This window comes from Lacibacter sp. (assembly GCF_035299325.1).
Classification (GTDB): domain Bacteria; phylum Bacteroidota; class Bacteroidia; order Chitinophagales; family Chitinophagaceae; genus Lacibacter.
The window spans coordinates 52196-72337 of the sequence record NZ_DATGWT010000012.1; the positions used below are offsets into that span (position 1 = coordinate 52196).

17 protein-coding genes are annotated in these 20142 nt (G+C 40.9%); 9 read left to right on the top strand and 8 right to left on the bottom strand.

Going from position 1 to position 20142, the window contains the following annotated elements:
• The first annotated feature begins 64 nt into the window (after window positions 1–64).
• Together VK159_RS07660 and VK159_RS07665 are read left to right on the top strand one after the other, a co-directional pair.
• Window positions 65–4885 carry a PKD domain-containing protein gene (locus tag VK159_RS07660; RefSeq protein ID WP_324229539.1) on the top strand — a complete coding sequence of 1607 codons (4821 nt, stop codon included), beginning with the start codon at window positions 65–67 and terminating at the stop codon, window positions 4883–4885.
• Between the two features lie 99 nt (window positions 4886–4984).
• Entirely contained in the window at window positions 4985–6307 is a 1323-nt protein-coding gene (locus tag VK159_RS07665; protein WP_324229540.1) for a sulfatase-like hydrolase/transferase, read from the top strand.
• Window positions 6308–6378: 71 nt separating this feature from the next.
• Here the strand turns inward: VK159_RS07665 and VK159_RS07670 are convergent, their stop codons facing one another.
• On the bottom strand, window positions 6379–7023 hold the full coding sequence (locus VK159_RS07670; RefSeq protein WP_324229541.1) for a hypothetical protein: 645 nt from the start codon (window positions 7021–7023) through the stop codon (window positions 6379–6381).
• 139 nt (window positions 7024–7162) lie between these two features.
• Window positions 7163–8227, bottom strand: coding sequence for a branched-chain amino acid aminotransferase (locus tag VK159_RS07675; protein WP_324229542.1), 1065 nt, complete (start codon window positions 8225–8227; stop codon window positions 7163–7165).
• Window positions 8228–8292: 65 nt separating this feature from the next.
• Here VK159_RS07675 and VK159_RS07680 point away from each other — a divergent pair, with 65 nt between their 5' ends.
• From VK159_RS07680 to VK159_RS07700, 5 genes are read left to right on the top strand one after another with little or no spacing between them, the layout of a single operon-like run.
• A complete protein-coding gene (locus VK159_RS07680) occupies window positions 8293–8829 on the top strand; it encodes a hypothetical protein (protein ID WP_324229543.1) in 537 nt (178 codons plus the stop codon).
• A complete protein-coding gene (gene rdgB, locus VK159_RS07685; RefSeq protein WP_324229544.1) occupies window positions 8796–9416 on the top strand; it encodes an RdgB/HAM1 family non-canonical purine NTP pyrophosphatase in 621 nt (206 codons plus the stop codon). The genes VK159_RS07680 and rdgB overlap by 34 nt, the downstream gene beginning before the upstream one ends.
• A gap of 12 nt (window positions 9417–9428) precedes the next feature.
• Window positions 9429–9962 carry an RNA polymerase sigma factor gene (locus VK159_RS07690; RefSeq protein WP_324229545.1) on the top strand — a complete coding sequence of 178 codons (534 nt, stop codon included), beginning with the start codon at window positions 9429–9431 and terminating at the stop codon, window positions 9960–9962.
• Between the two features lie 12 nt (window positions 9963–9974).
• Complete coding sequence (locus tag VK159_RS07695; RefSeq protein WP_324229546.1) at window positions 9975–10988, top strand: hypothetical protein; 1014 nt, start codon at window positions 9975–9977, stop codon at window positions 10986–10988.
• An 18-nt stretch (window positions 10989–11006) separates the two neighbouring features.
• Window positions 11007–11435, top strand: coding sequence for a thioesterase family protein (locus tag VK159_RS07700; protein WP_324229547.1), 429 nt, complete (start codon window positions 11007–11009; stop codon window positions 11433–11435).
• A gap of 117 nt (window positions 11436–11552) precedes the next feature.
• Here VK159_RS07700 and VK159_RS07705 read toward each other — a convergent pair whose 3' ends face one another.
• The 4 genes from VK159_RS07705 to VK159_RS07720 all read right to left on the bottom strand — a co-directional run bounded on the left by VK159_RS07705 (window position 11553) and on the right by VK159_RS07720 (window position 15443).
• Window positions 11553–12380: a tetratricopeptide repeat protein gene (locus VK159_RS07705; RefSeq protein WP_324229548.1), complete on the bottom strand. Its 828-nt coding sequence runs from the start codon at window positions 12378–12380 to the stop codon at window positions 11553–11555.
• A gap of 48 nt (window positions 12381–12428) precedes the next feature.
• The gene (gene aroE, locus VK159_RS07710; RefSeq protein ID WP_324229549.1) at window positions 12429–13160 is read right to left on the bottom strand and encodes a shikimate dehydrogenase; all 732 of its coding nucleotides are present in this window, start codon (window positions 13158–13160) and stop codon (window positions 12429–12431) included.
• A complete protein-coding gene (locus tag VK159_RS07715; RefSeq protein ID WP_324229550.1) occupies window positions 13160–13930 on the bottom strand; it encodes a phosphosulfolactate synthase in 771 nt (256 codons plus the stop codon). The genes aroE and VK159_RS07715 overlap by 1 nt, the downstream gene beginning before the upstream one ends.
• A gap of 91 nt (window positions 13931–14021) precedes the next feature.
• Window positions 14022–15443 (bottom strand): tetratricopeptide repeat protein, encoded by a 1422-nt coding sequence (locus VK159_RS07720; protein ID WP_324229551.1) that lies wholly within the window; start codon window positions 15441–15443, stop codon window positions 14022–14024.
• A gap of 153 nt (window positions 15444–15596) precedes the next feature.
• Between VK159_RS07720 and VK159_RS07725 the strand changes: the two genes are divergently transcribed.
• Entirely contained in the window at window positions 15597–15947 is a 351-nt protein-coding gene (locus tag VK159_RS07725; protein WP_324229552.1) for a hypothetical protein, read from the top strand.
• Window positions 15948–15987: 40 nt separating this feature from the next.
• On the opposite strand, the gene VK159_RS07730 is transcribed toward VK159_RS07725, so the two are convergent.
• On the bottom strand, window positions 15988–16653 hold the full coding sequence (locus VK159_RS07730) for a hypothetical protein (protein ID WP_324229553.1): 666 nt from the start codon (window positions 16651–16653) through the stop codon (window positions 15988–15990).
• Between the two features lie 113 nt (window positions 16654–16766).
• Window positions 16767–18614: a membrane protein insertase YidC gene (gene yidC, locus VK159_RS07735; protein WP_324229554.1), complete on the bottom strand. Its 1848-nt coding sequence runs from the start codon at window positions 18612–18614 to the stop codon at window positions 16767–16769.
• A gap of 292 nt (window positions 18615–18906) precedes the next feature.
• Here yidC and VK159_RS07740 point away from each other — a divergent pair, with 292 nt between their 5' ends.
• Window positions 18907–20103 carry a DUF4407 domain-containing protein gene (locus VK159_RS07740; protein WP_324229555.1) on the top strand — a complete coding sequence of 399 codons (1197 nt, stop codon included), beginning with the start codon at window positions 18907–18909 and terminating at the stop codon, window positions 20101–20103.
• Window positions 20104–20142: the final 39 nt, after the last annotated feature.

The window sequence follows — 20142 nt, forward strand, 5'->3', positions numbered from 1 at the left end:
TTTGTTAATAGCACGGCTATAACAACCAATATCTCGTTTTTCGTTCAGAAAAGACTGACTTAATATGACAAAACTGAGTGCTGACACAACACCACCACTATTAAGAAAAACCTGCAAAGTCCTGACCCTGACTGTACTTGCATGTTTTTTTTCGACTTCGTTATGGAGTCAACTCTCCACAGCTTTTAAGGCAACCCCTACCAATGGCTGCGCCCCCTTACTAGTAAATTTTACGGATGAATCAACCGGCGGAGCAACAGGCTGGCGCTGGGACCTCGGCAACGGAACTATTTCAACCCAACAAAATCCATCTACCACTTACTTAACTCCAGGCCTCTATACAGTAAAACTTATTATTACAAATGCTTCCGGCAAAGACTCGCTGGTAAAAACAAACTACATCAATGTTTTACAGCCTCCCCAGGTTGCATTTACCACTTCCACGAGTTCAGTAGGCTGTTTTCCGCTTAGAGTTCAATTTGTAGACAATTCAGTTTCTACATCTGGCGGAACCATTACCTCCTGGGAATGGGACTTCGGCGATGGTACTACCAGCACAGCCCAGAACCCGTACCATGTTTATTACAATACCGGTAATTATAATGTAGCATTGAAAGTGACCAATAGCAGTGGCTGTTTTACATTATTGGTGAAGCCTTCGTTCATAAGAGCATCAAATGGTGTAAAAGCTGACTTTAGTGCCAGTGCTCCTGTAAATTGTAAACCACCTGAAGCAATCACATTTACAAATCTCACTACAGGTCCCGGAACAGTTACCTATAAATGGGACTTTGGCGATGGTGGCAATTCAACAGCTACCAATCCTTCACATACATATACAACAGCCGGCACCTACAATGTCCGGTTAATTGCAGAAAGTGATCAGGGCTGTATCGATACCATTACAAAAAACAATCAGTTGAGTATTGGCAACTTTAATTCTAATTTCAGTTTCAGAGATAGCGTGTGTATCGGCGATACCGTGAAGTTTACCAATCAATCGATGCCGGTTCCAAATTCTTCTACCTGGTATTTTGGTGATGGTACATCGTCCATTACAGCCAACCCGATCAAGATCTTCAGTACAACAGGAGCCTATACCGTTAAGCTGGTGAATAATTATGGGGCCTGCGTTGATTCTTCTATAAAGACGATCAATGTTATCAGTAACCCTGTTCCAAACATTATTGTAAACGATTCTATTTCCTGTCGTGCACCTTTTACTGTAAATTTTTCGAACACTACTCCCGGTGCAAAACAATGGCTATGGGATTTTGGCGACGGCACTATTTCCACACAACAGAACCCATCACATACTTATACAGCCGAAGGAAATTATACAGTTAAACTAACCGTACAACTTTCTGCCGGCTGTACTGGTTCACTAACAAAAACAAACTTCATCAGGGTTCAGAAACCCGTTGTGTCAATACTCGGCATGCCAACCGGTGGTTGTTTCCCTTATACATTCAGTCCTACCCCATCTGTGATATCAGCCGATTCTGTTGTTTCATGGTTGTGGGATTTTGGTGATGGCGGCACATCAACCCAACAATTCCCCAGTCATCTTTATCCCGGCCAAGGCAGTTATACCGTTCGCTTAACTGTTACAACAAGAAGAGGATGTACTGAAACGATCAGCTATGTTGATGGTGTAAAAACAGGAACAAAACCAACTGCTAACTTTTCTGCTGCACCGCTTGTAAGTTGTGCAGGGCAACCTGTTAACTTCACAGACCTCAGTACCGGTTCTCCTGATGCATGGCGTTGGGAATTTGGCGACAACAAAATAAGTACCAATCAAAATCCAACACATGCTTATGACACGGCAGGCTTTATCACTGTTCGATTGATTGCTTTTAAAAATGGTTGTCCTGATACAGCAACTAAAACAAGTTACTTACAGATACTTCCACCTGTTTCGAAATTTGGTATTGTGTATGATTGTAATACCACATCTACTGTTGCGTTTTCCGACAGTTCTGTTGGTGCGGTAACACGTCTCTGGAATTTCGGTGATGGCAATACATCAACTGCAGTTAATCCAACATATGCTTATGCATCACCAGGTACATACACTGTAACATTAAGTGTAACCAACGGAAGTTGTACCGATACATCGCAACGGGTAATTAATTTCCTGAACTTCAATCCAACGATTGTAACAGATCAGAATGCAAAATGCAAATTCCAATCATTTAGTTTTTCTGCAGACAATGTAACACCGGCTAATATCACATCATGGTCGTGGGACCTGGGTGATGGAACAACAAGCAACTCCGCATCCTTCAATCATTTCTATACTGCTGTAGGTAGTTACACAGTTAAACTTGTTATTACGGATATAAACGGCTGCAAAGACAGCACAACAAAAGTGTTGAATGTGTATGGAGCAACGCCTTCCTTCACAGCACTTCCTAATCCGCAATGCGTAGGTCAATCAGTAACGTTTACAAGTACGTCTGTGACCGACGGAACACATCCCATCACAAATTACTTATGGAAATTTGGCGACGGCAACAGTTTGAATGGGAACAATGCAACAGTGCAACACAGTTTTACAACAGCATCAACTTATTTTCCAAAGCTGATTGTAACAGATTCTTATGGTTGTACCGACAGCACATTAACAAGTACAATACTCGACATCTTTGAGTCGAAACTTGGTTTTTATGCTGTTGATACGTTGTCGTGTCCCAATGGCAATGTTCAATTTGTAAATACTTCAACAGGAAGCAACTTAAGTTATACCTGGGATTTTGGTGATGGCAACACATCAACCGCTGTAAATCCTACTCACAGTTATGCCGCAACAGGAACATACACGGTGAAGCTGATCGGTCGTGAAGCAATTGGTTGTGTTGATTCTGTTATCAGAACAAATTATATTACTGTTGATGTACCTGTAGCAAATTTCATCGCCAGTGATACATTCACTATTTGCCCACCACTGCAAGTGCAGTTCACTAATACATCAACTTTCTACAAATCGATACTGTGGGATTTTGGTGATGGCAATACATCAACTGCAGCAAATCCATCTTACTCCTATGCGATCCCGAACGACTATATCGTAACGTTAACAGTAACATCAGCAGGTGGTTGTACAAGTACAAAACAGATGACCATTCGTGTATTATCAAATACAGTCGGCAATCTCAGTTACAATCCTATAACAGGTTGTTTTCCGATGCAGGTAAACTTTGCTGTTACAGCAAACAACAACGTGAAATACCTGTGGGATTTTGGTGATGGCAATACGTTATTTACACCCGATTCTACTGTAGGTTTCAATTATCAATATCCCGGCTTTTATGTGCCGAAAGTAATTCTGCAGGACACACAGGGTTGTTTAACACCATTGATCGGAATTGATACCATCAAGATATTCGGATCGAAACCTGATTTTGGTTTTGACAAAACAGTTCTGTGCGATAATGGTACTGTTCAGTTCCGTGATTCATCTGTCACAGCAGATATTGTGAGCAGCTATGTATGGAATTTTGGTGATGGAAATACGAGTGGCTTGCGTAACCCATCGCATGGATATACAAGCACAGGTGTGTATGATGTAACACTCACGATCAACACAGTAAATGGTTGCAGTAACGCTATTACCAAACCGCAACTGATAAAGGTTGTGCCGACGCCGCAATTAAGTATAACCGGAACTACAACTTATTGCAGTCCGGCAACAGTCAATCTAAACGGCAATCTGATCAATCCTGATACATCATCCATACAATGGACCTGGAAAGTTGATAACCGAATTGTGAACACGAAAGATCTTTCAAACTTCTCTATTCCTGCTGCAGGAACCTATACAGCATGGCTCATTGCAACAAACAGCAGCGGCTGTACAGATAGCACATCAACGACCATTACAGTTAATCAAACCCCAACCATCGATGCAGGTAAAGACACCACTGTTTGTATTGGCAGCAGCTTTGTGTTAACACCATCGGGCGCAACATCTTATTTATGGAGCCCGGGAACTGATTTGAATTGTACCAATTGTGCCAATCCTGTTTCTACTCCGCAAAATAATATCCGTTATTACGTTACTGGCACATCGGCTGGTTGCAGTACGGTTGATTCTGTTTTCATTCGTGTGAAAAAACCATTTACCGTTACCGTTAGTGCAAATGATACATTGTGTGTGGGAGAAAATATTCAGCTTGTTGCAAGTGGTGCAGAAATTTATAGCTGGTCGCCGCCTGCAGGTTTAAGCAGTACATCAATTGCAAACCCTGTAGCAACACCAACCACAACTACTACTTATACTGTTACAGGTTCCGATAGCAGCAACTGCTTTACCGATACAAGATCAGTAACTGTTTATGTCTATAATTATCCAACCATTAATGCGGGCAATGACACCGTGATCATCGCAGGAACAACAGCACAATTATTGGCAACAGGTTCACCTGATGTTATTTCGTACAGCTGGTCACCTTTCAACACGCTGACTTGTACAACTTGTACGAACCCGGTTGCGAATCCTAAAAACAATACAACCTACAAAGTTGAAGTAAGCAATATTGCAGGTTGTACATCCTTTGATGAAGTAACGGTTCTGGTTGGATGTTTAGCCGGACGCATTTACATTCCGAATGCTTTCACACCAAATAATGATGGAAAGAATGACCGCTTCTTTGTGATTGGTGATGGGGTTGATAAGATCAAACGTATCATTGTGTACGACCGTTGGGGTAAGCCGGTCTATTCAAAAGAAAATATACAGGGAAATAATCCTGCTGTTGGTTGGGATGGAACACGCAATGGCTATGAACAGCCAACAGGTATGTACACTTACATTGCAGAAGTTGTTTGCGGCGATGGTGCTGTATTTAAAATGCAGGGAACTATTTCCCTCATCCGATAATCTTCTTTTTATAAATTTTACTGATAGCTGTGGACAACCACAGCTATTTTTTATTGCAAAAGAAAATTGGAAACTCTAACTTGTAGCAAAGCGATCAACATGAACAGTAAATGGTTTCAGGCAACAATGATTTTTCTTGTGTTGAATAGTTTTTGTGCAGCACAACGAAAACCGAATATCATTTACATCATGACTGATGATCTCGGTTATGCTGATCTAAGCTGTTATGGACGTAAAGATTATCAAACTCCACATCTCGATAAACTTGCATCGCAGGGAATGAAGTTTACACAAGCTTATGCTGCGGCTCCTGTTTGCACTCCCACTCGTACAGCGTTTATGACAGGCCGTTATCCTGCCCGTGCTTCAATCGGTTTGCTGGAACCCTGGGTGCCTTCAAAACGGGATAACAGTATTGGCTTAAATGCAGCAGATCATTCCGTTGCGGCATTGGTAAAAAAAGCTGGTTATGAAACAGCACTCATTGGTAAATGGCATTTGGGTGTTGGGCCATCTTTTTCTCCGCTTGATAACGGGTTTGATTATTTCTACGGCATCTATACCGGTGCGGCTGATTATATTTCGCACAAAGGCGATGGAGGAATGCATGACCTGTATGAAAACAGAACTCCGGTTTATACAAAAGGATATACAACTGATTTGCTTGGCGCAAAAACAATTTCATTCTTACAACAAAAACACAACAAGCCATTCTTTTTAAGCCTGCAGTTTACTGCGCCGCATTGGCCATGGCAGGGACCAAACGATCCTGCTTTGCCAGATACTGTTCCTATGAGTGGGAAACTCATGCAATCAATGGGTACGCCTGAAGTATATAAAGCGATGATGAAAAGTCTGGATGATCAGGTTGGAGTGATTATGAAAACATTGGAAGAAACAGGATTAGTCGCAAACACGATCGTGATCTTTACCAGTGATAATGGCGGTGAAAAATTTTCAGACATGGGACCATACGCAAAAATGAAGATGACGGTGTGGGAAGGTGGCGTGCGTGTTCCTGCATTTGTACGATGGCCCGGAAAAATAAAAGCGAATACGGTATCGCAGCAACAGGTGATCACCATGGATTGGACAGCAACCATTCTTGCAGCTGCGGGAGCGAAAGCAAATAAAAAATATGCACTTGATGGTATTGATCTCCTTCCGGTTCTTACAGGCAATCAACAAACTTTAGCAAGAACATTTTACTGGCGCATCTTTCAACGCCGCAATCAACACGCCATACTTGATCATAACTGGAAATACATTATTGATGAAACCGGTGAACATCTTTTTGATTTATCGGTTGATGAAGGAGAACGCAACAATCTTATTACCATCAAACCTGCAAAAGCAGAAGAGCTTAAGAAGAAATATAAAAGCTGGGAGCAATTGGTGTTAAAGCCGCTGCCATTGCAATGATTTTTTTGATCTTTTTTTGATATCGAACGTCCTAGTCAATAAAATCGCCAAGAGAAAAAGAACCTAGTCTATCATTCATCAGATTCGAACACACCTGCTTCCTCCATTTGCATTATCGATTCATAAATTGTCATGCTATGATAAATTTCGTCAGTATTATTCGATTCTTCCAGCATGTTCCAAAGCAATTGGGCCCCGTTTTTAGGAACACTTTTTATAATAACATAATGCCCATTTTCAGCTTTGAATAATTTGGAATTCTTTGGAAGATCAAATGTTGTTTCTTCAACCAGTTTGCTTTTTTTCAAAAAATCGTGGATGAGCTTATTGTTAAACAAACAACATTCCACAATCGGTTCATCGGATTTCTCATTCCGATAAACAACTAAATACTTAGTAATTAAATCGTAATCATCATATGATTCGCAAATATAAAACGGGTTTCCTTTTATTGATAAGCTCTGGTCAACAGCATACAATCCATTTTCTAATCTAAAAATTTTTGCTAACCCTGAAAAGTCATAAAGTGGAAATTTCAGATGAAATGAGGTATCGTTCAAACTTGAATCATTTGAATTGCAAAGAACTCCATCATATTTATTCACAAGTTGATAAAATGTTTCTTTCTCCTTTAGAACCAAAAAAGTAACAATCTTTTGCTCAGGAAGTATGGTATATCGAATATAACTTCCCAATTTTTTGATTTGTTCTTCCATTTCAAATTGTGTTTTTATCATTCTTGCCCTAGTAGCTCGTCGAGTTATATTTCCTGATTCATGAAACTGTAAAATACAACAAAGCCAAAAATAAAAAAGCGGCTCTTTTCAAAGCCGCTCTACTGTTTTCATTGCAGGTTTATATTTTGAATAACCATTCGTGTATATCTGCTGCTTTCCCTTCACGTATATCAGTTAAACGACGTTTCACTTCGGGAGAGATCGTCCACTTATCTGTATCAAACTTCATTACATTGTCTTTGTAACACAATTCTTTGATCATGGAAATGGTTGCAGCTGTACCTGTACCAAATACCTCTTTCAATGTGCCGCTGTTGTAAGCGTCCACTACTTCATGAATACTAATGGGTCGTTCTTCAACAGTTAAACCCATGTCTTTCAGAATTGCAATAACGCTGTCTCTTGTAACACCAGCAAGTATGGTGCCTTCATCAAGATTTGGAGTGATGGCTGTGTTACCAATGATCACAAATCCATTCATCATACCAAATTCCTGCAGGTATTTATGTTCAACTGCATCTGTCCACAATACCTGGTCGTATCCTTTTTTCTTTGCTTCGTTTGTAGGATACATCGATGAACCATAGTTACCAGCTGCTTTTGCAAAACCAACACCACCCGGTACTGCACGAACAAATTGCTCTTCCACATAGATCTTCATGGGCACTGCGTAGTACGGACCTGTTGGACAAAGAATGATCATGAACTTATATTTATCACTCGGCTTCACTCCTATTACATCATCATTCGCAAACATGAACGGACGGATATACAATGAATGATCCTTTTTCATCGGGATCCAATCCTTATCCACTTCAATGAGCTTACGCATGCCTTCAATAAAAATTTCTTCAGGCACAGCAGGCATCTGCATACGCTCTGCTGATTTGTTGAAACGATTATAATTATCGTATGGGCGGAAAATATAAGCTTCTCCATTTTCATGACGAAACGCTTTAATGCCTTCAAATATGCTTTGGCCGTAATGCATGGCAGCATTGGCAGGAGAAATGGTAATCGGTTGATAAGGTTTGATCTCTACATTCTTCCACTCACCATCTTCATAATCGGCAACCAGCATATGATCGGTAAAATGTTTACCAAAAGGAACATTACCCAGATCGAGGCTGCTCAGTTTACTTGTTTCAGATTTTGTAATTAATATTTCCATAGCACCAATCATAACTCGTTATTTTTGTGATGCAAAGAAACGAAAAAAATAAACAAGGGTTTTACTGCTTATCAACTATGTCGTTTGAAAACATTCAACTTACTGACGATCAATTAGCCGATCTCTACGGCAAACAACTCGTAATTGTTGAAAAAGGAGACAATATACCCAAGCCCGAAACCAAAGCAGCCAAACCCACCATTGCCCCTGAGCCTGTAGCTGCTACTGCTCCTTTGCAGGGCGTTACCGGCAAAAACAAGAAGCAGTTTGTGTGGCTGGTGGAAGAACATTATTTCCCTTACCTCAACGATGCAGATTTCCAGTTTCTGGGCGATGTACTGACCGCCTGCAAAATGAATATGGAAGATATAGCCCTTGTGAATGTGGCCAATAACCGTAATCATTTTGATGAACTGGTGCAGCAATTACAACCAAAATTCATCATAGCATCGGGTGTGCAGGTTGATGCGTTACCTATTCAACCGGCCGATTACCGTGTGCAGGAACAACAGGGTTATTTGTTATGTAGCATAGATACACTGGAAGCTATCCGCACTGATAAAAGCAAAAAATCAAAACTATGGCTGGCATTGAAACAAATGCTGGGCCTGTAAACCTGTTTATGCAACAACTCATTTTCGCCAGCGGTAACAGGCACAAAGCCGAAGAAATTGAAGCCGCTCTTCCGGAAGGTTTCCGCATTCTTACGATGAAAGATGCCGGAGTTGATGAAGAAATTCCCGAACCATTTGATACACTCGAAGAAAATTCGAAACACAAAGCCCAGTTCTTAGCAGAGCGTTTGCAGAAGGATTGTTTTGCCGAAGACACAGGGCTTGAAGTGGAAGCGCTGAATGGTGAACCGGGTGTACGTTCGGCCCGTTATGCAGGCGATGGCAAAGATTTTTCTGCCAATACAGATAAGCTTTTGGCTAATATGCAGGGAAAGGAAAACCGTAATGCCCGTTTCCGCACTGTTTTTTCGCTTATCCTTGATGGTAAGCTTTACCAGTTTGAAGGCATCTGTAACGGCACGATTTTAGAAAATAAAGCAGGAACAGGGGGATTTGGATACGACCCTGTATTTTTACCCGACGGAAGCAGCAAAGCTTTCGCCGAAATGACGATGGAGGAAAAGAACAAATACAGTCACCGCAAAAAAGGGCTCGACCTGATGATCGATTTCCTCAAAAAAAGTTAAGGAGAAACCAAGATGCAAAGCAACCAAATGATTCCTGATACCGACTTAATTAGTGGATGCATTTCCGGCGATCGTCGCATGCAGAAAGCTCTGTATGATAAATATGCCGGTAAAATGTACGCCGTTTGCCTCCGCTACATGGGCAATGCCGATGATGCACAGGATATATTACAGGAAGGATTTGTGAAGATCTTTAAAAACCTGGAACGTTTCAGAGGCGAAGGATCATTTGAAGGATGGGTACGACGCATTTTTGTAAATACCGCTATTGAACAGATCCGTAAAAAGAAAACAGACTTATCATTAACAGAGAAAGAAGAAAGTATTGAATACAAATCCGTTTCGGCGATTGAAAACATCAACGAAAAAGATTTGCTCAGGATCATTAAAGATTTATCACCCGGCTACAGAAGCGTGTTTAACCTTTATGTAGTTGAAGGATACAGTCATAAAGAAATTGGCGAACTGTTGGGCATCAGCGAAGGCACCAGCAAATCGCAATTGGCAAGAGCAAGAATGATCTTGCAGGAAAAAATTAAACGCTGAGCTGAATAAATCATGAACGACTCCACTCTTCAACAATTACTTCTGCAAACAGAAGTTGCCCCGCCAGAAATGGTTTGGGAGAAGATTGCTGTGGATCTTGATGAACTGGAAGAAGATAAACCGTTACAGTTACAGGTACTTCAGCTGGAAGAAGAAGCCCCTTCATTTATTTGGGAACAATTACAACCAGCATTAGACGATCTCTCGATTCAACAAAAAATAAATTCGGTTGAAGAACTTGTTCCCGCAACTGCATGGGAGCAAATTGAACAACAGCTGAACATTGAACAGAACGATGCATACATTGCTGCAACGTTGCAGTCAACTGAAGTAACACCTCCGGCAACTGCATGGAGTTTCATTGAAGAATCTCTGGAAGAAAGCGGAGCGAAAGTAATTTCCATCAACAGAAATTCTAAAAAACGTTTCTATCGTATAGCAGCAGCGGCAGCTGTTGTTGGTATTCTTGCATGGGGTGGTTACCGTTTGTTGAATACTAATTCAACTACATCAACAGCTCCAATAAGCATTGCAGCAAATCCTGTTGAAGAGAAACCTGCAGCAACAACTCCTGAGACAGCTGATACCAATATAGCAGTTGCCGAAGAACCTTCAGTTGCAACAACAAGTCGTACACAGATCAAAGAACGCATCAAACAAAAATTAGCTTCACCTGATGCATTGGCTTATGTTGAAACTCCTGATCACAGTTTGGAAAATAATGTTGCTTACCAGGGTATTCATCATAAGCAACCCGAGAAAACGAAAGAAACAAATGGCTTTTCTGAGAGTCAATACTTCATGGTATTGAACGATAATGGCGAGTTGGTTCGTGTGTCGAAAAAGATCAGCAACCTGAAATGTGCAGGCACAGCAACGGTTGATGCAGCTACCGCTTTTCAATCGAAAGATTGTAATGAACAGATCAAACTATGGCGTGAAAAAATGGCGATGGCAGCTGCTATCTCTGCTTCGGCCGGCGATATTGATCTGAATGCATTAATCAACAGTACCGATCAGCAATAAACACTTATCAAGCTTTTCATGTCACGCATCAAACTCACTTTACCGGAACAGTTTACGTTCACCGCCACTATTCCTATTCGCATTACCGATCTCAACTATGGCAACCATGTTGGTAATGATGCGGTACTTTCCATTATACATGAAGCAAGAATGCAGTTCCTCTCCCATCATGGATTTGCGGAACTCAATTGTGGCGGTGTTGGTTTAATTATGAGTGATGTGGGAATTGAATTCAAAAAAGAAATCTTCTACAGTGATGTTTTATCCGTGAATATTGCCGCTGTAAATTTCACTTCGGTTGGCTTTGATCTCTACTATCAGATTCTGAACAAAGAGAAAATTGTAACTGCACTTGCAAAAACCGGAATGGTTTGTTACGATTACGATAAGAAAAAGATTGCACAAGTGCCGGTTGTAGTGAAGGAGAAATTGAGTGGTGAATCGTGAATAGGCAACAAGTCGAAAGCTCAAGAATACTCTGCGGAAAACTCTTTATCTCCTTTCTCTCCCGATTGTTATCGGGATAAATGCGCCGAAAAAAATAACCCAAAGCGTTTGCAGTAATTACTTCATCAACTTTATTTCATTGAGCAGCAAGGCAGCATAGTTACTGTTTAATTGTACCAGCTCATTATACTTCTGCACAGCATCCTGCTTTTTATTTTGCTTTACATGACAAAGACCAATGTAGTAAATCGTTGTCTCAAAACCAGGCTTCAGTGTATTGGCTTTATTAAGATGACCCATTGCTTCATCAAACCGGTTCAATGAAAAAAGGGAGAATCCTAATTCAGAGTAAGAAAGATAATTCTGCTCTTCAAAGCTGCTGGCCTTTTGTAAGTATGGAACAGCATCGCTGAATTTACCAAGATCATTATAACACCAGCCAATGCGGTAATGAATTTTCTTTTCAGTGCTGTCTAAGGAAAGTGCTTTCAGGAAATCAGCCAAGGCAGCAGCAGTATTCTTCTTTGCATCTTTATACAGATCACCTCTTGCAATATAAACCTTCTCGTAATTGGCATTCAGTTTTATCACCTGGTTAAAATCAACCAAGGCTTCTTCTACCCTGCCTAATTTGTATTTTGCAAATCCGGCTTCATAGAGCGAACGAAAACCTGTTGGTTCTAATTTCACAGCCTGTTGAAGAATTGGCAAAGCAATATTGTATTGTCCCAGTTCATTATAACACCAACCCAACTCATAATGAGCGGCTGCGAATGTTGGTTTTTGTTCAATTGCTTTTTTGAAAAGCGGAATAGCCTCTGTGCATTTTCCATCACGACGAAGCTGACGACCGGCCTGGTAATTCTCCTCGGCTTTATCTGCCTGTGCAGAAGCCGCAATGAAGCTAACTAAAGCAACGATGAGTATAAAGAGTTTCCTGCACATGGGTTCTGTATTCAATCACAATAATAACGGAAGCTGTTGAAAGATCGCTCAACTGTTCCAGATCTTCCAGCTTTCTTCGGCCTGTATCACCAACATATCACCCCCATTTTTGATCGCTGCCCCACGCTCTTCAGCTAATTGCAGAAAAGCAGTTTTTGCAGGGTTGTAAACCAGATCGTAACAGAGATGATGATTGGTAAGGTATTGATACGGTAATGATGGTTTATCATGTACATTCGGTTGCATACCAAGGGGTGTAGTGTTGATAACTAACTGGTATTGCTGCATAACTGATTCATCAAGGTCTTCGTAACGGAGCATGTTAGCAGCATTCTTACGGGAAACATATTTGTAACCGATACCCAATTGCTTCAATACCCACACCACTGCTTTAGCTGCACCACCTGTTCCCAACACCAACGCCTGCTGATGATGAGGTTTTAAATACGGTTCAATTGATTGCCTGAAACCCAACACATCTGTATTGTAGCCGGTGAGTTCTCCATCTATTATTTTGATGCAATTACAGGCACCAATCTCCTTCACTGCTGCTGATTGATGATGCAGAAAAGGTAATACTTCTTCTTTGTATGGAATGGTAACGTTGATACCTTCCAGTCCGGCCACATCTTTCAACAACTGTGGAAACTGATCGATGGAAGAAATGGGATACAATTCATAATTGCAATTGCTGATTCCTTCTTCTGCAAACTTCTCCGTGAAATATTTTTTTGAAAACGAATGACTCAACGGGTATCCTATCAAACCAAATTGACGCATTATGCTTTCTGTTTATCGAGGAACATATGGAAGGTGTCGCCACGTAAACCCAAACGCATAGTCTCAAGCGGAATTACTTCTGACGGAGCAATATTTCCCAGGTTCACATTATGACCAACCAATTCAATAAAGTACAATTGTTGTGCTTTTTGTGGTGCTTCCCAAATAATCTTTTCTTCAGGGATCTGTGTAAGAATCTCCTGTACCAGACCTTCACGCACTTCACCACTTCCACGATAGATACCCACATTACCTGCTTCACGTGCTTCAGCTATGACGTAAGTAGAACCGGCTTCCAGTTCAGCACGCATAAGTTCGATCCATTTATAAGGTGGAATGATGTGAGCTGCATCTTTACTACCCACTTCGCTCAACACTGTTCCGTATTTTGTGAGTTTTTCAATATAACCGCATTTCTCAGCATGCGGAATTTCAATGGAACCATCACTCACTTCCATATACGTGATGCCATATTCTTTACAAACGCTGATGTAATCTTCAAACTGGTTGCGTATAAGGAATGCTTCAAACAAAGTACCACCGAAGTAAACCGGAATATTAAAGGAAGCATATACATCGAGTTTTGCACGAAGGTTGGGAGTAACGAATGAGGTGCCAAAACCAAGTTTCACTATATCTACATGTGGCTCAGCTATACTCATAAAGTTTTTAGCTTCTTCAACACTCAGCCCCTTATCCATCACCATTGTAATGCCATGGTTGCGGGGTTTCTTATTACGCTCAGGAATCTGTGTAAGGTTAAAATTCATCGACATACTTTTTTGATAGCCGCAAAAATAGGGAAGCAGCAGCAACCTGCAATTACAGATTTACTGACAGTGATCAACCCTTTGATTGATCTTAAATGGAACGGGTTCGTTTGTAGCGGGCAATAATGTCCACTACCTGTGGATGTTGCATGAGTTTAGGTTGTAGTTCGATGAGCTTTTTAATAAGCCTCGGAGCCTTTGCCATTGCATATTCAAGCTGCGTAATGGCCTGCTTGGTTTTCCCCTGTGCAAAAAAGATAGCTGCCCGGTAAAAGATAAATACCGGTTTGCTGCCGGTTGCTTCGTATGCGGCAAGGGCATATTCATCGGCACTATCAAGTAAATCGGCTTTGAGCATACATTCGAGAATAGCGCTCCAGCCCTTTACATTCTTAGGTCTTGATTTAATGACATTGGCATAATGCTCAATAGCTGTTTTGTATTCGCCTATTTCAACAAGTGCCATGCCCATTGCAAGGTTATATTCCGGTTGTGTACGATGAATACGTAAAGCCTGTTGTAATTGCTTGATACCGCTTTCGTATTGGGCCTCGTTAATGTAAGTGCAGGCAATTTTATAGTAAAGCTTGCTGTCCTCCGGATTCATGTGCGAAGCTTTGCGGTAATGAAACCTTGCCTGTGCGTATTGACCCATCCTATCGTAACAGTAACCTATTGCTTCGTGGATCACTTCTTCGGGTCTGCTGAGCTCAAGAACCTTTTCCAGCATTTCGATGGCATCCTTGTATTTGCGCAGGCGGATATATGCATCGCCGATATTGCGGTAGGCGTAATCGAACTTCTCATCAATGGTTATGCAGTACATATAGGCATCAATTGCCTTCTCGTATAACTTCAATCCCTGGTAAGCGGCGCCAAGATTAAACCATGCCAGTTCACTGTAAGGATTGTCGTTGATAATGTTGAGGTGAAGTTTGATCGATTCTTCATTACGACCGGTGAAATCGGTCCAGAAGCAGATCTTATAAAGGGCTTCTTCGTTAGTAGGCTCTTCTTCTAAAATGAGCTTCAGGCAATCGAATACTTTTTCAAATTCCTCATAGTCGTCATACACATCAGCCAACTCAAACAAAAGTTCAAGTCTTTCTTCCCCGCTAAACAGGAGCAATCCTTCTTCAAGCAACTCCACAGCTTTCTCCTGTTGATCCAACGCCAGGTAAGCATCGGTGCGAAGAATAAAGAGGTTGATATCGTTATGATCGAGGAGTTCGGCCTGTTCAAGCACTTCCAAAGCGGCCTTGTACTGGCGGGTAGCCAAAAGCAAGTCTGCCTTCTTCACCAGTAACACAGATGAATAAGGGTAGATCTCGATGCCCAGCTCGGCGGCCTGTAATGCCTGGGGATAGTCCTCCTTATCGTCAAAATGGTCTATCAGTTTTTCAAAACTTTCTTCTTCCAGGAAAGATTGCGAACGCCCGTTCTTCAGATTTTCAAAAAGACGGAGCAATTCCCTGATCTCTTCCTTGTCGTTTCTGGAGGGGTTTTGTTTCATGTAGTTGCGGGTGGGTTACTGTAATTTACCTTCTATTTCAGAAAATTTATACCAGCCATGTAACATTTAGTTATCAACACACGTTAATATAATTGTAATTTTGTGATAAGTGGCTTGACAGTTCCCTTTAATAATCTTTAAATTTGTAAGCAAATGACAACCAAAACAACATATCGCCAAAACTTTCTGCGGAACAGTTTACTGATTATGAGCTGTTTTGCTGTTTTTTATTCTGCTTCTTCTGCCACATATTATAGTGGTGGTGGAAAGAAAAAGGATAATAAATCAACGCTTACCTCGCTTAATCTGAAAAACAACCCACTGAGCCTTCAAAACGGATTCCGTTTCAAGAGTGGCTTCAATTTCTCAACCAGCAATAACAACAACCTTACAATGAGAGGTAACAGCATTACCTTCCAGAAAGGAAATAACCTGTATGTGTTGCCGGTAAAACAGAAAGTGGTCTTCAGCAAGTTTAAAGCTCCGCAAAAAGAAATTAAATAAATTAAAAACCCCGATGATGAATCGGGGTTTTCTTTTATCCTTAATTCTTCCGAATGTCTTTGATTTCTTTATAGGTCATTTCACGATAACCTGTTTTTGGTGTGTCGAACATTGCAGCAGGCACAGGATCAAAACTCACTTTATCTGCTATACAAGTCACTTTCATTTTCCCTAACTCCGATTCATATTCCAGCGGAAAGCCAGGCAGGTTCTTAAACTGAGCACCGTAGTCCTTATTCTGGAACACAAGATCAGTTGTGTAATACACTCTGAATGTGCTTCCATCTTTCAACTTAGCAATTGCCAGTTTACAGTTGTAGCCTAATATCTTCTTTGTTTCAGACATATACTCGAACTGGATGCCGGCATATTTTCCATTACGGTCTTCGTAATCGTCTTTGGTCATACGGATCAGGATCTTCTGTTCGCCATATTCGTTCATCACCACGGCATTGCCTTGTCTTGAATCGTGCAGGGTAATTGTTTTACCCAAAACGCTCGACAGCTCGGTACGGGTGTTGATGCCCTTGAAGTAGATCTTTTGCGTAGCGCCATCTAACAGATCGGCAGCTTTTGTTTCATTGTTCCCGGTATTCACCACAATATTGTAGGTTACAGTTCCCTCACCATACACCTGTTGTGCACGCAAAACAGCGAATGGAGCCATCAACAATAAGACCAGAGCCGTTCTAAGTAAATTCTTCATTTTTTGTGTTTGTTCGATACAGGTTAAAGATATAAAAATAGTATACCAAGTTGCACGTCTGGAAAACAAAAAACCCCGACGCATCGGTCGGGGCTCTATAGCTTTTGTTAAGATTATTTTTTGCCACCAGTTTTCTTGGTATCCTGCACTTTCTGGTTGGTTTGCTGAATTTGTTCAAGCCGCTCCTGCCATTTCGATTTTGTAACAGGTTTCTTCTTATTCTCCTGCAATTTGGCATGTATCTTCTCTTCATTGATAATAAACTTCTGGATCACAAACTGCAAGCCCAATGTTACAATGTTTGATACGGTATAGTACCATGTTAATGCCGAAGGAAGACTGTTAAAGATGAACAACAACATGATCGGGAAGAAATAGATCATGTACTTCATCACCGGGTTATCCTGTGTTGGTGTCATTTGCATATTGTACACAGAGATCAATAAACTGGTGATGGTAGCTGTAATGGTAAACAAGCTCACATGATCGCCATAGAACGGTATGTTGAATGGTAATGTGGCAATCGTATCATAAGACGAAAGATCTTTCGCCCAGAGGAAGCTTTCCCCACGCAAACCAATATTGGCATTAAAGAAGCTGTACAATGCAAAGAAGATAGGAATCTGCAACAATGCGGGAATACATCCACCTAATGGATTTACGCCGGCCTGACGGAACAATTTCATTTGCTCCATACTCATAGCCTGTTGATCACTTCCATGTTTCTTTTTCAACTCATCAATTTCCGGACGCAACACTTTCATTTTTGCACCACTTAAATAACTTGAATAGGTAAGTGGAGAAATGATCAAACGAATAAAGAATGTGAGCAAAAGAATTACAATACCCATGCTGCCTATATTCCTGTCGAAGAAATCGAATACGGGCATCACCACAAAACGGTTAATGTACTTTACAAACGCAAAGATGCCGTAACCGAGCTGCACATGACTTTCGAGTTTGTTGCCGATTGCTTTGAGTGTATGAAAATCGTTAGGGCCATAATACAACTGCATTGGAACAGTTCCTTGAGAGGCACCTGCAAGGTTGAAACGCAAGACTGATTTCACATCCATCACCTTTTGCAACGAATCATCTTTTTCTTCAGGCACGGCCCAAGTTGATTCACCATAAGCAAATGTTGAACCTGCAATGATCGATGTATTAAAGAACTGTTGTTTTACACCAATCCATTTTGTTTTATCGCCAAACTTTTTGGTGTCGCCTGTTCCTGCTGCTTCAAAATCATAATCTCCTTCTTCGTTGTAACCGAGATTGCTTTGTCCTTTCTCGTATTTAAGATCTTTCTCCTGCTGCTTTGCGGTGATATCCCAGTTAAGGTTTAGAATTCCTTGTGTTAAAAGTTTATCAGCACCATTCAATTTCACATTCCAATCAATGAGGTAATTATTATTCTTAATTGTATAAACATGTTCAATTGATTTTCCTGCAGAGTCAGCAATTCGAAACGTGATGGTTTGTCCATCAGCTGTTTTTGTAATGCCTGCATTGGTAAAATTTAATTGAGAAGTGAGCGCTGTTTTATTATCGCCTGTGTTAACAGAATAGATCAATTGATGCGCATCGCCACCCAACACCACCTGCTTACCATCGTAACGTTTGTAGTTCTTTAATTCAACTGATTTAGGATAGCCCCCTTTGTTGGTAAAGCTCACCTTCATCAATTCATTTTCAACAACTGTCAGTTGTTCTGAAAGTGCCGGCTGAAATTCTCCAGCGGCCTGCGTTTGTTGAGCAGAATCAAATTTCAATGTCGCCGTTTTCTGGGCAGCGGTATCAACCAACTTTCGCTTAGCTGCTTCCACTTTCGCTAAAGAATCAGCTGTTTTTTGTTTTTCGGCTTCAAGGGCACCTTGCTGACGTTGGGTAAAGAAAATATAACCAAACAACAGCACCATCATCGCAGCAAAGCCAATTATCGTATTCCGGTCAAAATTCATCTGAGTATTTATTTTGGAGGGGCAAAGGTAGGTATTTGGGAGGAAGATAGAAGTCAAGAATCAAGGCACAGGGTTCAAGGCACAAGATTTAAAACCCAATGCCCAAAAACCAATAATAAAACGGTTTCAAATAATCTTACGCATCTTGGGTTTTGTGCCCTGTGCCTTGGATTTTCTTTGCCCCGCTTTACCATTTCTTTTACAATAACTACTTTTATCACTCGTTTCTATCTTGCTTTAACCACGTTGCTGTTCCCGCTTTAACCAACCAAACTTTTAAAATCATTTAATTATGAGTCAACAGGCTACGCCCATGTACGCCGGGGAAGCGTATGTACCCACCCAAACCGATGAACTGCTTTGGTGGTTAGCTACCGCAGAGAAAGAATTGATCAAAGATTGTGTGGTTGACCGGAACCGCTACCGCATCGTTGGTATGAGTGTGCTCGCCACCTGGATCTTTGCCACACTCGCCTGGACCTACTTCTTCTCAACCGTTATCGACAATGTTTTTCTTTATGTTGGGAGCGGTGTGTTCATGGGCTTTGTGATCCTTAGCATCGACCGTGCACTGATCAAGGGCATCAATCAATTCAATAAACGAAAGATCACCCCTCTCCTTTTCCGTGGACTATTAGCATTAACAATCGGCACGTTTATGGCACAACCTGCCATTCTTTACATGTTTGATAAAGAAATAAAAATGCAGGTATCGCTTGATAATGAAAAACGAAAACTCACCAAGCGAACAGAACTTGATCTGTTATACAAGAACCGTAAAGATGAATTGCTGAAAGAAAAAACAGTTTTACAAAAAGACCTGGCAACAAAATATGCCGAAGTAAACAATGCCCGTGAAAAATTTATTGCAGAAACTGATGGCAGCGGTGGTAGCGGCAAAGTGGGTATACAGGATATTGCTATTGCCAAACGAAATGAATACCAGAAACTGGATGAAGAATACAAAGCACTGCAAACACAGCAGCAGCAGCGTATTGGTGCCATTGATGAAGAATTGAATGGCATGGAGACAACCATTAAAAAACAGGAAGCAGAATTTTTAAATTATCTCAACACCGGTTTTTTAACCCGTATTGAAGCAATGAATAACCTGCTGAAAGAAAATGATGCCTTGCAGTTCCGTTATTATCTAATTCTTATCATCCTGATGTTGATTGAACTAATGCCGGTGATCGCTAAAACATTATTACCTGTTGGTGTGTACGATGAAAAAGTAAAACAACGGGAAGCATTGGAAAAACAAATGGCCGAAGAAAGTGTGGACTATGAACGTGAAATGAAACGCCTTTACAATAAACTATCCATGCAGCAAGACACTGAAACCATGGAAGAGTTTTTCCGGATGCAAAAAGATGAACAAAAAACCAAACTCAATCATTTTGGCAAAGACTGGAAACGAAATGATGAAAATGTGCAGGGGTTCTGGGAAAAAATTAAACAGCAGATGATTGGAAGACCGGAAAATTAGTCTTTAGCCGGTAGTAATTAGTTATAAGTGAAAAAGTGA